Source organism: Rahnella aceris (assembly GCF_011684115.1).
GTDB classification, from domain to species: domain Bacteria; phylum Pseudomonadota; class Gammaproteobacteria; order Enterobacterales; family Enterobacteriaceae; genus Rahnella; species Rahnella aceris.
This window is the reverse complement of sequence record NZ_JAADJV010000005.1, coordinates 78,819-93,925: the sequence shown is the minus strand read 5'-3', so window position 1 is coordinate 93,925 and position 15,107 is coordinate 78,819. Positions and strand designations below refer to the sequence as shown.

At 53.8% G+C, this 15,107-nt stretch carries 11 protein-coding genes; 8 read left to right on the top strand and 3 right to left on the bottom strand.

The annotated features are described in order from the left end of the window. Window positions 1-25 precede the first annotated feature (25 nt). A complete protein-coding gene (locus GW591_RS20705) occupies window positions 26-1,003 on the bottom strand; it encodes a TRAP transporter substrate-binding protein (protein WP_013573981.1) in 978 nt (325 codons plus the stop codon). A 522-nt stretch (window positions 1,004-1,525) separates the two neighbouring features. Here GW591_RS20705 and exbB point away from each other — a divergent pair. Together exbB and exbD are read left to right on the top strand one after the other, a co-directional pair. Next, the gene (gene exbB / locus GW591_RS20700; RefSeq protein WP_191996295.1) at window positions 1,526-2,446 is read left to right on the top strand and encodes a tol-pal system-associated acyl-CoA thioesterase; all 921 of its coding nucleotides are present in this window, start codon (window positions 1,526-1,528) and stop codon (window positions 2,444-2,446) included. Window positions 2,447-2,455: 9 nt separating this feature from the next. Beyond that, entirely contained in the window at window positions 2,456-2,890 is a 435-nt protein-coding gene (gene exbD / locus GW591_RS20695) for a TonB system transport protein ExbD (protein ID WP_013573983.1), read from the top strand. 71 nt (window positions 2,891-2,961) lie between these two features. Here the strand turns inward: exbD and garD are convergent, their stop codons facing one another. After that, on the bottom strand, window positions 2,962-4,533 hold the full coding sequence (gene garD / locus GW591_RS20690; RefSeq protein ID WP_013573984.1) for a galactarate dehydratase: 1,572 nt from the start codon (window positions 4,531-4,533) through the stop codon (window positions 2,962-2,964). Window positions 4,534-5,084: 551 nt separating this feature from the next. Between garD and GW591_RS20685 the strand changes: the two genes are divergently transcribed. The 5 genes from GW591_RS20685 (at window position 5,085) to GW591_RS20665 (ending at window position 10,866) form a co-directional block, all read left to right on the top strand. Further along, on the top strand, window positions 5,085-6,428 hold the full coding sequence (locus GW591_RS20685; protein WP_015689387.1) for an MFS transporter: 1,344 nt from the start codon (window positions 5,085-5,087) through the stop codon (window positions 6,426-6,428). Window positions 6,429-6,488: 60 nt separating this feature from the next. Then, window positions 6,489-7,259, top strand: a complete 771-nt coding sequence (garL, locus tag GW591_RS20680) for a 2-dehydro-3-deoxyglucarate aldolase (RefSeq protein WP_013573986.1) — start codon at window positions 6,489-6,491, stop codon at window positions 7,257-7,259. Then, on the top strand, window positions 7,243-8,181 hold the full coding sequence (garR, locus tag GW591_RS20675; RefSeq protein ID WP_269147805.1) for a 2-hydroxy-3-oxopropionate reductase: 939 nt from the start codon (window positions 7,243-7,245) through the stop codon (window positions 8,179-8,181). Before garL ends, garR begins: the two co-directional genes overlap by 17 nt. A 120-nt stretch (window positions 8,182-8,301) precedes the next feature. Continuing rightward, window positions 8,302-9,441, top strand: a complete 1,140-nt coding sequence (locus GW591_RS20670) for a glycerate kinase (protein WP_013573988.1) — start codon at window positions 8,302-8,304, stop codon at window positions 9,439-9,441. 117 nt (window positions 9,442-9,558) lie between these two features. Further along, entirely contained in the window at window positions 9,559-10,866 is a 1,308-nt protein-coding gene (locus GW591_RS20665; protein WP_166861326.1) for an amino acid deaminase, read from the top strand. Between the two features lie 47 nt (window positions 10,867-10,913). Here the strand turns inward: GW591_RS20665 and barA are convergent, their stop codons facing one another. Continuing rightward, complete coding sequence (gene barA / locus GW591_RS20660) at window positions 10,914-13,664, bottom strand: two-component sensor histidine kinase BarA (RefSeq protein WP_013573990.1); 2,751 nt, start codon at window positions 13,662-13,664, stop codon at window positions 10,914-10,916. Between the two features lie 63 nt (window positions 13,665-13,727). Between barA and rlmD the strand changes: the two genes are divergently transcribed. Beyond that, a complete protein-coding gene (gene rlmD, locus GW591_RS20655; RefSeq protein ID WP_119261242.1) occupies window positions 13,728-15,098 on the top strand; it encodes a 23S rRNA (uracil(1939)-C(5))-methyltransferase RlmD in 1,371 nt (456 codons plus the stop codon). The last annotated feature ends 9 nt before the right edge of the window (window positions 15,099-15,107 follow it).

Below are 15,107 nucleotides of genomic sequence, written 5' to 3'. Positions count from 1 at the left end.
GCCCGCAGGCTGCCGGTGTCAGGGTTTACTTCACGTCAGCGATTTGCTGCATCAGATCCTGATGGTCTTTGCCGAATTCATCGCGCACGGATTGCGTGGCTTTGACATACGTCGCGGGGTCAATCTCATAGAATTTCACGCCGCCCGCTTTCATCGTGGCGAGGGCTTTCTCGTTATAGGCTTTCCACAGTTCGCGCTGTTCGTCCTGTGCTTCTTTCGCCAGTTTGAGGATTAACTGCTGGTCTTCCGGTTTCAGTTTGTCCCATTTCACTTTTGAATACAGGAACAGCTCTGGGATGATGAAATGGCGGCTGTAGGTGTAGTTTTTCACTACCGGCAGGTAGTTATGGGCGACAAAGGTTGGCGGGTTGTTTTCGGTGCCGTCAATGACGCCGGTCTGCATGCCGCTGAACACTTCACTGACGCCCATCGCCACCGGATTGGCACCCATCGCTTTCAGCGTTGCCAGCGCAATCGGACTGCCCTGTACGCGGATTTTCATGCCGTGCAAATCTTCCGGTTTCACCACCGGTTTTTTGGTGATCAGGTTACGCGTCCCGCCATCCATCCAGCCGAGAAAAACCAGTCGTGAATTCGGGTTGTTGGTGATTTTATCGCCGATTTCTTTACCGATCTGACCGTCGAGCACTTTGTGCATATGGTCTTCGTCGCGGAAAATATAGGGCAGGGTGAAGACATTAATTTCTGGCAAAATCGAAGCAACCGGCGTCATCGACACACGGATGATATCCAGCGCACCGAGCTGCGCCTGTTCAATTTCCTGCTTTTCATCTCCCAGCACGCCGCCCGGAAACGTTTTAATTTCGAGGCGTCCGTCTGTTTGCTTTTGCAGTTTTTCGCCCATGTGCTGGACGGCGACCACGTTGGGATAGCCTTGCGGATGCACGTCGGCGGCTTTCAGCGTTTGTGCTGACACGCCATGCGTAAATAAGAGGGTCGCGGAACTCAGGCAAAGGCTGAGAAGTGCTTTTTGCATTTTCATCAGTTTGTCTCCAGGGTACTCGGTAAGGGAAAGATAAATGTGAACAAGTATCGAACAGGACGGGCGCAGAGGCGTTGCCGGTTCATTTTGAAAAATGTCTGAATAAGCTTTTAAATGATAGGGATGCATGACGTGCCGGTGTGAGGTCTTCGCCAGTGAATGCACTTTATCCTATTTTTTGTTGTGCGGTATTTGAGCGTTATCACAAACTCGTAACAAATGTAAAAAGCTGTTGCTTAATATTTAAAACGTTGTTTTAACTTGAGTAATGAAGCTCAGATGATTGATTTACTGTGTGATTTTTTTTGAAAGTGTGACGGAGGTTAAATTGTTCAACCTTTGTACAAACAGGAAAAACCTTGTCATCTGTCAATGACACGTCGGGCGGCAGGCGGGACAATGTAAATAATAATGAGAACGACTATCAATTAGGCCTTTTTCTTTGATATCATTCGGCGTTATTCATTCCTTCTACACACTGATTCTGGCTGGAGGCGACGCGTGAAAACGGCTCGCAATAAGATGAAAGAGGCGACCTCATTACTGATGTCGTTAATGTTGGTTGCTGGTCTGAGCGGCAACGCGATGGCTGCACCTGCGACGCCGGCGGGACAAGCCGTCAATTCTGCAGCAACTCAACCTGCAACGGCTGACGCACCGGCGACCGGTGACGCAACGCCAGCTCCGGTGATGCAACCCGCGCCAGCAGAGACGGCACCCGTGATCCCAACCGATTTGTCTGTTATGGGCATGTACCATCACGCTGATGTGGTGGTGAAGACCGTCATGATCGGTCTGCTGCTGGCTTCTGTGGTCACCTGGGCATTGTTATTTAGCAAGGGTGCGGAAGTCTTCACGGGCAAACGCCGTATGCGCCGTGAATTTGATGCGTTGTCCTCCGTTCGTACGCTGGACGAAGCCGCCGAGCAGGCTGAAAGTTTCGCTGCCAGCAGCATCAGCGCGCAGATGATCCGCGATGCGCAGAACGAGCTGGAACTGTCTGCCGGATCGACTGACAACAACGGCATTAAAGAGCGTACCGGTTTTCGCCTTGAGCGCCGCGTCAGCGCCGCGGGTCGTTACATGGGCCGTGGCAACGGTATTCTGGCGACCATCGGAGCAATCTCTCCCTTCGTCGGCCTGTTCGGTACCGTATGGGGCATCATGAACAGCTTCATCGGTATCGCACAGACGCAGACTACCAATCTGGCGGTCGTCGCACCGGGTATCGCCGAAGCCTTACTGGCCACGGCTGTGGGTCTGGTTGCAGCCATCCCTGCGGTGGTCATCTACAATATTTTCGCCCGTACCATCACCTCTTACCGTCATCAGGTAGGCGATGTGGCGGCGCAGATTATCCTGTTACAGGGCCGTGATTTGGATCTGGCTGCCAGCGAAGGCAATGCGCCACGCGGTCAGACAGGTCAGTTACGCGTAGGGTAAGAACAGATTATGGCTATTCGGTTAAACGACGATATCGACGAAAGTGGTGAAATGCATGACATCAACGTCACGCCTTTTATCGACGTCATGCTGGTATTGCTGATCATCTTCATGGTGGCGGCACCGCTGGCCACCGTTGATGTGCGGGTGGATTTACCGGCTTCGACGGCAAAACAGCAGCCGCGTCCGGAGAAACCGATTTTCCTGTCGGTGAAAGCTGACAAGCAACTGTTCCTCGGCGACACGCCCGTGAACAGCGATAATATGACCGCGATGCTGGATCAGCGTACTCAGGGTAACAAGCAGAGTACGATTTTCTTCCGCGCGGACAAAAGTGTCGATTACGAAACGCTGATGAGCGTGATGGATAACTTGCGTAAAGCCGGTTACCTGAAAGTCGGGCTGGTGGGTGCAGAACAAACCGGTGCCGCTGCGGCGCAGTAAGTTGTGAATCAAATCAGACGCACAAAAAAGGCCAGCATTGCTGGCCTTTCGTTTATCCGCAAAACGGTAACTCAGGTTACCGGCGCCGGGTTAAACACCGCCAGCGCATTATGGATGCCCCAGGTGTCTGACCAGGTTTTTTTGCGGCCGCTGGCGATGTCCAGAATGAAGTGGAACAACTCCCAGCCCACATCCTCGATGGTGGCATCACCGGTCGCAATTGTCCCGGCATTGATATCCATCAGATCGTGCCAGCGGTTTGCCAGCGTGGTACGTGTTGCCATTTTAATCACCGGCACGGCAAGCAGGCCGTATGGCGTACCGCGTCCGGTGGTGAATACCTGAACGGTAATACCGGAAGCCAGTTGCTGTGTCCCGCAGACGAAATCGCTGGCCGGTGTGGCGGCGTAAATCAGGCCTTTTTTGGTCGGACGTTGTCCCGGAGACAACACTTCTGAAATCGCACTGGTACCGGATTTAGCAATCGAACCCAGTGCTTTTTCAACCACGTTAGCCAGACCGCCTTTTTTGTTGCCCGGAGACGGGTTGGCGCTGCGGTCGGTCTGACCCAGCGACAGATAATTATCGTACCAGGCCATTTCTTCCAGCAGACGTTTGCCCACGTCCACATCGGCGGCACGCGGTGTCAGCAGATGGATAGCGTCGCGCACTTCTGTGACTTCTGAAAACATCACTGTTGCACCGCAGCGCACCAGCAAATCCGAAGCGTAACCGACTGCCGGGTTGGCGGTGACACCGGAGAAGGCATCACTGCCGCCGCATTGTGTGCCCACAACCAGATCGGAAGCCGGACAGGTTTCGCGCTGGCGGCGGTTCAGGCGTTCCAGATGAAATTGTGCGACCGTCAGGATATCGTCAACCATCGACTGGAAACCGACATGTTGCTCATCCTGCAAACGCACAATGTGCGTGTCATCGAGTGAAATCGCCTGCACATCCGGCGTGCCTTCCAGCAGGCGCTCGGGTTGCAGCTTCTCACAGCCCAGACCGACCACCATGACTTCGCCGCCAAAGTTCGGGTTCAGCGCCAGATTGTGGATGGTACGGATCGGGATAATGGCCGCAGGAGCGTTAATCGCCACACCGCAACCGTACAAATGGTTCAGTGCCACGACGCCGTCGACGTTGGGGAATTTCGGCAGTAAATCACGTTCAATGATTTTCACTACGTAATCCACTACGCCCGCCACGCAGTGCACACTGGTGGTGATTCCCAGCAGATTTTTGGTGCCGACGCTGCCGTCGGCATTGCGGTAGCCTTCAAAGGTATAGCCTTCGAGTGGTGGCAGCGCGGGTGGCACACGGGTGGCCAGCGGCAGGCTGTAAAGTTCAGGGGCGACCGGTAATTCCACCAGGGATTCATCAATCCAGCTGCCCTGCGCGATATCCCGTACGGCATAACCAATGACTTCTCCGTAACGAATAATATCGCCGCCTTTAGCAATGGGTTCTAACGCCACTTTATGGCCTTGCGGAATATGCTCAATTAATTCCAGACCGTTCGCAAATCGGGTGCCGGCTTTTAAGCCGTTGTCATTCACAATAATCGCCACGTTATCGCTTTCATGAACTTTAATAAAAAGCGCTTCGGTAGCGTGTTCTTTATCTTTATTACGTGACATAACTGTCTCCGCGTTTATTAAACATCCCGGAACAAAAAATTCCGGTAAATTATCTGAAGTTGACGCTCAATAATGTTCTTGTAAACATGCTCTGGTAATACAGGGTATGGCATCCATTATAAGGCAGTCTTCCGGCAACCTCATTGTGCAACTGACCAGCTTTTTGCCCGATGAACGTCATTCTGTGTGGCAGGTGACAGAATAAATGTGATGTAAATCACCCTTTGATTTGAGCGGTTATCGGTTCCGCACAATCTGTGATTCTCCTCCCACACCGATGTGTGGATGCAAAAGAATAGTCACAATCAACGGGGCTATTCTTGGGCGAATGCACAGTGTTATTTCGTGGCCTCCTTTTTATACTGTATTGGCCCTCTGAAGGTGACGTTGAAAGTAATACAGGTAAATTTCAGGCGATCATAAATAAAGTGTTTATTGCCTGTTTCGAATTAAGACGCTGTACGGCGAATAACCACAGGTGAACGAAAAACGTTATTTCAATAACGGTGAGCTCCCTGAAAAATTTTCGCATTATGACAATGAGGGTCACCATGAACATTCAATCTCAGTCCGGGACAATCGCGCAAAGTAAGGTACGGACCCATATCCGTTACTATATTTTGCTGATTATCTTTTTAATCACGGCGGTGAATTACGCTGACCGCGCCACGCTCTCTATCGCGGGAACCGAGGTCGCGCGTGAGCTGGGCCTGGATGCTGCCGACATGGGACAAATATTTGCCGCGTTCGGCTGGGCTTATCTGATTATGCAATTGCCCGGCGGCTGGCTGCTGGACAGATTTGGCTCCAAAAAAGTGTACACCTACAGCCTGTTCTTCTGGTCGCTGTTCACCCTGTTGCAGGGTTTTGTGGGCTGGTTCCCGCTGGCGTACGGCGCACTGACGCTGTTCATGTTGCGTTTCATGCTCGGTTTCTCCGAAGCTCCATCCTTCCCGGCGAACGCCCGTATTGTGGCTGCCTGGTTCCCGACCACTGAACGCGGCACGGCTTCCGCGATTTTTAACTCCGCACAGTATTTCTCACTGGCACTGTTTTCGCCTTTGCTGGGCTGGCTGACTTATGCCTGGGGCTGGGAACATGTTTTCATCGTGATGGGCGTGCTGGGTTTTGTGCTGACGCTGGTATGGATCAAATTCATTCACAACCCGCCGGAACATCCACATATTTCTAAAAGTGAGCTGGAGTATCTGACAGACGGCGGTGCCGTTGTTGATATCGACCACAAGAAAACGGACAGCGCGAAAAGTGGCCCGAAATGGAGCTACGTTCGTCAGATGCTGAGCAGCCGCATGATGCTTGGGATCTTCTTCGGACAGTATTTCATTAACAGTATTACGTGGTTCTTCCTGACCTGGTTCCCGATTTATCTGGTTCAGGAAAAGGGCATGTCTATTCTTAAAGTGGGGATGATTGCCGCAATTCCTGCGCTGTGTGGTTTTGCGGGCGGTGTGCTGGGTGGCGTGTTCTCAGATTTTCTGATCAGACGCGGCTACTCGCTGACCGTGGCGCGTAAAATTCCTATCGTGCTGGGCATGTTATTAGCCACCAGCATCATTTTGTGTAACTACACGGACAATAACGTACTGGTCGTCACCCTGATGGCGCTGGCGTTCTTCGGTAAAGGCTTCGGAGCGCTCGGCTGGCCAGTGATTGCGGATACTGCGCCAAAAGAAGTCATCGGTCTGTGCGGCGGCATCTTCAACGTGTTCGGTAACGTGGCCTCCATCGTGACGCCGCTGGTGATCGGCTACATCGTGAAAGGTCTGCATTCTTTCAATATGGCATTAATTTTTGTGGGCTGTTCAGCACTGATGGCGATGCTTTGCTATCTGCTGGTGGTCGGCGATATCAAACGTCTGGAACTTAAGAAATAGTAAATTGCGATGCGGGGTAATCCGGGCATCCCGGCTCTGCCCCCTTTTATGAGGTCAGATATGAGTAATCAAATGATTCCAAACCGGTTCCGCCAGGACTTATTGCAAGGGAAAACCCTGATTGGCTGTTGGTCAGCATTATCCAGCCCGATCTCAACCGAAGTGCTTGGCCTCGCAGGTTTTGACTGGCTGCTGCTCGACGGCGAACACGCGCCAAACGATGTTAGCACTTTTGTGCCGCAGCTGATGGCGCTGAAAGGCAGCCGCAGCGCGCCGGTAGTTCGTCCGCAATTCAACGATCCGGTGGTGATTAAACGTCTGCTGGATATCGGTTTCTACAATTTCCTGGTGCCGTTTGTGGAAACACAGGAACAGGCTGAGCTGGCCGTTGCTTCGACCCGTTATCCGCCTGCCGGGATCCGCGGCGTTTCCGTTTCCCACCGCAGCAACATGTTCGGCACCGTGCCGGATTACTTCAACAGCATCAATGACAACATCGCGGTGATGGTGCAAATCGAAAGCCAGCAGGGCGTCGATAATCTGGACGCGATTGCTGCCGTTGATGGCATCGATGGCATTTTCGTCGGCCCGAGTGATCTGGCCGCAGGCATGGGTCATCTGGGCAACGCCGGACACCCGGACGTGCAGGCCGCTATCCGTCACATCTTTGCGCGTGCAAAAGCGCATGGCAAACCGAGCGGTATTCTGGCACCGGTTGAAGCGGATGCGCGCCGTTATCTGGAGTGGGGAGCGACCTTCGTGGCTGTCGGCAGTGATTTAGGCGTTTTCCGTGCAGGCACACAGGCGCTGTGCGATCGCTTCACCCAGTGATTCGCTCTCATTACATCAATATAAAGAGGATACCCGAATGAAAATTGGCTTTATTGGTTTAGGCATCATGGGCAAGCCTATGAGCAAAAACCTGCTGAAAGCAGGTTACGAGCTGGTCGTTATGGACCGCAATCAGGATACCGTCGGCGAAATTGTCCAACTCGGCGCGACAGCCGCAGACACACCAAAAGCGGTGGCTGCGGTTTCTGATGTGATCATCACCATGCTGCCAAACTCGCCGCAGGTGAGAGACGTGGCGCTGGGCGAAAATGGTCTGATTGAAGGCGCTCGTCCGGGCACCATTTTCATCGACATGAGTTCTATCGCGCCGCTGGCAAGTCGTGAAATCAGTGAGGCGCTGGCCGCTAAACAAATCGCGATGCTCGATGCGCCGGTCTCCGGTGGTGAACCAAAAGCCATCGACGGCACTATGTCTGTCATGGTGGGTGGCGACAAAGCTGTGTTTGATAAATGCTATGAAATCATGAAATCCATGGCGGGTTCGGTGGTGCATACCGGTGATATTGGTGCAGGCAACGTGACCAAGCTGGCGAACCAGGTGATTGTGGCGCTGAACATTGCGGCGATGTCAGAAGCACTGGTGCTGGCAACCAAAGCGGGCGTGGATCCGGATCTGGTTTTCCAGGCAATTCGTGGTGGTCTGGCAGGCAGTACTGTGCTGGAAGCGAAAGCGCCGATGGTGATGGATCGCAACTTCAAACCGGGCTTCCGTATTGATTTACACATCAAAGATTTAGCGAACGCACTGGACACCTCACACAGCGTCGGCGCACAACTGCCTCTGACCTCGCTGGTCATGGAAATGATGCAGGCATTGAAAGCGGATGGTCACGGGCAATCTGACCATAGCGCTATTGCACGCTATTATGAAACCTTAGCGAAGGTTGAAGTTACCCGTTAGTCTGCGGCGGACGCGCGGCGCTGAATGAACACGGCCGGCGCGCGGCCCTTCAGGCAGGATGCAAAACTGACAGGACGCTTTTCCACATCGGCGCGTGCAGTTTATGAAGGTAATGACTTTATGAAAATAGTGATCGCACCGGATTCATACAAAGAAAGTTTGTCTGCTTTGGATGTGGCAAAAGCCATCGAGAGTGGGTTCCGTGAGATTTTCCCCGAGGCAGAGTACGTCAAGTTGCCGGTTGCCGATGGCGGCGAAGGCACGGTAGAGGCCATGGTGGCGGCTACCGGTGGGCGTGTGGTGAAGGTGAATGTCACCGGACCACTGGGCACCCCGCTTGAAGCGTTTTTTGGCCTTTCAGGTGATGAGAAAATCGCTTTCATCGAAATGGCGGCGGCCAGCGGGCTGGAAAGTGTTCCTCCGGCGCAACGTAATCCGCTGAAAACCACGTCGTATGGTACAGGTGAACTGATCCATTCTGCTCTCGGCCACGGCGTAAAACACTGCATTATCGGGATTGGTGGCAGCGCTACCAACGATGGTGGCGCTGGCATGATGCAGGCGCTGGGCGCGAAGTTGCTGACCAAAGATGGCAAATCTATTGGTCAGGGCGGAGGCGAGCTGGAAAAACTGCACCACATTGATATCAGCGGGTTGGATCCGCGAATTAAAACATGCCGCTTTGAAGTGGCCTGTGACGTCACGAATCCGCTGACCGGCAAGGACGGAGCTTCTGCCATCTTTGGCCCGCAAAAAGGGGCAACACCGGAGATGATCGAACAGCTCGACGGCTATCTGCATCATTACGCCCGGGTGATCAAACAGGATCTGGGTATTGACGTTGAGCATGTTCCCGGAGCCGGTGCTGCCGGTGGCATGGGAGCGGCACTTTACGGGTTCTGTCATGCCGAACTGCGCCAGGGCATTGAGATCGTCACCGATGCGCTGGGGTTGGATGAACTGGTGAAAGATGCCACGCTGGTGATTACCGGTGAAGGGCGGATTGACAGTCAGAGCATCAATGGCAAAGTGCCAATTGGTGTGGCACGGGTGGCTAAACGTTACAACAAGCCCGTGATTGGTATTGCCGGCAGTCTGACAAAAGATGTTGATGTCGTTTACGACCATGGTCTGGATGCTGTTTTCAGCGTGCTCTACAGCATTTGTACGCTTGATGATGCCCTGAAAAACGCCGCAGACAACTTGCGTAAATCAGCACGAAATATTGCCGCCACTATTAAGTTATCGCAAAAGCTTTAACCGACAGCACTCAGGATATAAAACCGGTGTTCAGGCCCAGCCTGCGCCGGTTTTTGTATTTTATTTCCCTCGGTTTTACGTTAGGTTTTAAAGACATTCGCCAATGAGAAAACACGTATGTCAGAGATCGATTTTTCACAGCAGCCGGTTAATACGCAAACGAAAGGGCTGGGGCCGCTGAATGACGGTGCGCGCATGCGCGATATCCGTGAACAGGGCTGGAATATCCTGCGTGAAGACGTCAGCCTGCCGGTGGCGGTGCTGCTCGAAGAGAGAATCGAACACAACCTTTCCTGGATGCGTGAATTTATCCAGCGTTATCAGCTCAAACTGGCACCGCACGGCAAAACCACCATGAGCCCTGAGTTATATCAGATGCAGCTGGAATTCGGCGCATGGGGCATCACGCTGGCAACGGCACCGCAGGTTTATGCCGCGTTCCGGCACGGTGTGCGCAAAGTGATCATGGCGAATCAGCTGGTGGGGAAAGGCAACATGGCAATCATTGCCGGGTTGCTGCGTGATGACCCGGCATTTGATTTTACCTGCATCGTTGATTCTGCTGAGAACGCCGATGCGCTCGGGCACTATTTTGCCAGCCAGCGGCAGAAACTGCGGGTGATGTTTGAGTACGGCATAACGGGCGGGCGCACCGGTATTCGCACCGAACAACAGGAAGCCGACGTACTGGCGGCGGTGAAGCGCTGGCCGCAGTCACTGGCGCTGGTCGGCGTCGAGCTTTATGAAGGCGTGAGCAATGATGAAGCGGTGATCCGCCGTTTCCTGCGTCACGTGATGACACGTACCGAAGCGCTGGCGCAGGCCGGAGAATTTGCTGAACCCCAGGTGATTTTGACCGGTGCAGGTTCCGCCTGGTTCGATGTGGTTGCCGAGGAACTGACGCGGGAAGAAACCCATCTTGATGCAGAAAAACGCTACGTGCTGGATATCATTCTGCGTTCCGGTTGTTACGTGACACACGACGTTGGCGCGTATCAGGCGGCGCTGGAACGCATGCAAACCAGCAATCCGGTGGCGCGTGAAATGAACAGCAGTTTACAGCCAGCGTTGCAGGTCTGGGCAGCCGTGCAGTCGTTGCCGGAACCGGGCAGGGCCATTATTGCGTTCGGCAAACGTGATGCCGGTTATGATGCCGGATACCCGAAAGCGGCCGGACATTTTCGTCCGCGCAGCGCCACACAGGCCGGATACACCACGGTGGTGCCCGCGCCTGACGACTGGAAAGTATTCGCGATGATGGATCAGCATGCGTTTATGTCGATCCCGGAAGATGCGGATTTGAAAGTCGGCGACATGCTGGTGTTTGATATCTGTCATCCGTGCCTGACGTTCGACAAATGGCGTCAGTTGTTGCTGGTGAATGAACAGTGGGATGTGACCGGCGCGGTGACGACCTGGTTCTGACGACACGAAAACGCCCGGACGATGCCGGGCGTTAATCTTTTTAATGACTACCTCGGTAAATACGCCACTGCTGCGCGCTTCACGTTGTCAATTTCATCAAGCAGTTCAAACCATTCCGGTTCCAGCGTTTCCACGCTGACGCCCTGACGAAGCTGTTGTTCAATGTAGAAACACAGTCGTTTCAGACGCGGTACGCCGCTGTAGCTGCAACTGCCATGAAGCTTGTGGATCAGCGCCAGAATATCGTCGTCCGGTTCGCCACGCGTGACGGCTTCCACCCGTTCTGCCACCTGCGGCAGAAACTCCACCAGCATTTGCAGCAAATCCTGCGCCAGCGCGACTTTATTGGCTGACTGACTCAGTGCCAGTTGCCAGTCGAGTGTGCTGATCGGCGCGAGTGACTCGCTGGCCTGCAACGGTGAATCCAGCTGTGTCTGATGCTGATGATGGCGCGACAGAACATTTTTCAGCATGCTTTCATCAATGGGTTTAGACAGGTAATCGTCCATCCCCAGTTTCAGTAACTGTTCACGCTCGCCGCTCAGCGAGTGGGCGGTGACGGCCACCACCGGCGTTTTGGCATGGCGCGCCATCTGGTGGATGATTTCGCTGGCGCGAATGCCGTCGATATCGGGCATCTGAATATCCATCAGAATAATATCCAGATCGGTATGACGTGCGACATCGATGGCTTCTTCACCGCTGTGACAAAGCACGGTGGTTTCCACCAGTTCTTCCAGCAAGGCGCCAATCAGTTTGAGGTTTGCCGGATTGTCATCCACCGCCATGGCGGTCAGCGGCAGACGCGAGGTTTTATCTTCGTCGTTACCGATCACCCTGACGGAAGCCTGTTGTTCATGTAACAACAGCGGCAGCAGGCGGATACTCGACATCGGTTTAATCAGACAGGCCTGAACGCCACGCCTTTTCAATTCTTCGGCATCCACCTGGAACTGACTCGGCAGCGCCAGCAGAAGGTGCTGTGTCATGCCCAGCACTTTCTGCAATTTACCCTCGTAGTCCGCCAGAACCTGATCCGGTTTGACCGGAATGCTGCACAACATGATGTCGTACCATGGCTCAGGAAGCGCAGCCAGCGTGGTGCGATGTGTGATATCCAGCGGTGTGGCCTGCAGGATTTCCATCGTGGCTTTCGCCGCCGCCGGATTGGCTTCAACATAGGCCAGACGTTTGCCTTCAAGATGATTCATGGAAACCGGCGTAATATGACGGTTTTCATTCAGCTCGAGCGTGACGTGGAACCAGAAGGTCGAACCGCGGTTCAGCTGGCTGTAGAAACTGATGTCTCCGCCCATTTCTTTCACCAGACGCTGGGTGATCACCAGCCCTAATCCGGTGCCGCCATGTCGGCGCGAAATGCTGGCATCAGCCTGACGGAAAGCCTGGAACAATTGCGACTGCTGACGTTCGGAAATCCCGATGCCGGTATCGTGGATCTGCACTTCCAGTTCCACCTGCAAATTGTTCTGCGAACGCAGCTCGACATTGATATCGATGTTGCCGGTTTCAGTAAATTTAATCGCATTTCCCAGCAAGTTAGTCACCACTTGCTGCATGCGCATCGGATCGCCCAGCACGTTTTCCGGCACGTTGTTGTGGACGTTCAGCGTCAGTTCCAGACCTTTATCATGCGCGGTGTGCGCCAGCAAAATAACCACTTCATCGAGCATTTCACGCAGCGAGAACGGAATATGCTCGAGCACCAGTTTGCCAGCTTCCAGCTTGGAGAAATCCAGCACGTCATTAATGATGGTTAACAGGTGATTCGCGGAGCGCTCAATGGTTTGCAGATAGTCCGCCTGCGTTGGCGAAAGCGGTGTTTTCAGTGTCTGGCGGGTAAAGCCGATCACGCCGTTGAGCGGTGTTCGCAGCTCGTGGGACATGTTCGCCAGGAATTCAGATTTGATACGCGCCGCTTCCTGGGCACGTTTCTTCGCCAGATCCAGCTCGACGTTTTGGATTTCCATCTGCTCCAGCGTTTCGCGCAGGTCTGACGTTGCCTGATCGATATTCTGCTGCACTTCTTCGTGGTAGGCCGTCAGCGACATCGCCATCGAGTTAATGCCGTTTTTCAGCATGCTCAGTTCGCCCGGCATGTTGCCTTCCACGCGGCTGTCGAGCTGCCCGCGGCGGATGCGGTCAACGGTATTCACCATGTTACGGATCGGTCCTGTCACGTCGCGCATCAGGCGGTAAGCGAACAGCGTGGCGATACCCAGACACAGCAATAACAGCATGGTGGATACGAACGCTTCCTGATATTGCGCCAGTTTTACCGAACGTAAATCCAGTTCAATGGCGATATAACCCAGCCGGTTGTCCGGCGAGGCACTGAAGGTTTCGTCATCCGCTTCCGTATGGTTTTCAGCCTGAATGGGCGTGCGCAGGATCAGCACATCGCCGGAACGGGTTTTCGTCAGCTCGCGCGGAATGTCTTCGATGCGTTTTACCTGCAACGGACTGTCGTCATGCTGGCTGGTCGAACTGGCAAACAGTTTGTTCTCGCCATCAAACACACTGATGCTGCGTACAATATCAGAGTGATTACGGTGCAGACGGCTGATCAGCCGTTTCACCGGTTCGCGTTCCCGGAACGTCATGCCATATTCGCTTGCGACTGCCAGAGGCTCGATAATACTGGCTCCGGCTTCTGTCAGCTGGTTCTGCAACTCGTTGTAGCGGTGCACCACAAAGAAGGTGCTGAGCAGCAAACCGATCATTAATGTCGGTGCCAGAATCAGGATCATCATCCGTGCGCGAAGGCTATATTTGGTCATGAGGTTCCAATGTGGGAGAATTAGCTAAAGTAAGCTTAATAAACCAGCGTGTAATCGACAATAATGGCTCAATTCTACTCTCCGAACCGTCGCGTGACGACCCGGCAAACGATAACTGTGACCGCCACCGACCTTGATACTTTCGGGCAAGGTGTGGCACGCCACAATGGCAAAGCCGTATTTGTCAGTGGTTTACTGCCCGGCGAACAGGCCGAAGTCACTTTAACAGAAGATAAAAGCAAGTACGCCAAAGGTAAGCTGAAGCGTTTGCTGACCACCAGCGACGATCGGGTAAAACCGCTGTGTCCGCACTATTCCACTTGCGGCGGGTGTCAACAGCAGCACGCCAGCGAGGCACTGCAACAGCGCAGTAAATCAGCGGCGTTATTACGCCTGATTTCCCGCGAAACCGGTATTCTGGCGGATCCGCTGCCAGTGATTGCCGGTCCGCAATACGGTTACCGCCGTCGTGCGCGTCTGGGATTGCAAATTGCGGGCGTTAAACCGGGGCGTAAAGCCGGTGCCGTCAGCGGCCCGCTGGTGATGGGGTTCCGTCAGGAAGGCTCCAACGATCTGGTGGCGATTACCCGTTGCCCGGTGCTGCGGCCTGAGCTGGAGCAACTGCTGGTGCCGGTGCAGGAATGTTTGTCGTCATTATCGGCGGCGAAACGCCTCGGGCATCTGGAAATGGTGCTGGCGGATAACGGCCCGCTGTTGGTGCTGCGTCATCTTGATCCGCTCAGTGAAGCCGATCGTGCGCGCCTGACGGCGTTTGCGGCGCAACATCAGTTAACGATTTTTCTGGCGCCTGACAGCGAGACTCTGGAGCCTTTGTGCGGCGAACCCCCTTATTATCAGATTGATGGTTTGAATCTGAAATTTGGCCCGCGCGATTTTATTCAGGTGAATGACGCCGTTAACCAGCAAATGGTGGCGCAGGCCCTGGACTGGCTGGAACTGACGCCGGAAGATCGCGTGCTGGATTTGTTCTGCGGGATGGGGAATTTTACCCTTCCGCTGGCAAAAAGAGCTAACCAGGTTGTCGGCGTCGAAGGTGTTGCTACACTGGTGGCGAATGGGCAAGATAATGCCCGGAATAATGGATTAGAGAATGTGTCCTTCTTCCATGAGAATCTGGAAGATGATGTCAGTAAACAACCCTGGGCGGCACAAGGTTTCAATAAAATCTTGCTGGACCCGGCCCGGGGTGGCGCTGCTGGCGTGATGACGCATATTGTTAAGCTTGCCCCGGCGCGTGTGGTGTATGTGTCATGCAACCCCACAACATTGGCGCGGGACAGTAAAATTTTGTTGGAGGCGGGTTATCGTTTGGCCGGGGTGCGTATGCTGGATATGTTCCCGCACACCGGTCACCTTGAATCGATGGCTCTGTTTATCAACCCGTCTGACACAGGTGTTGTGTCAGAAACGTAGGGAGAGGGT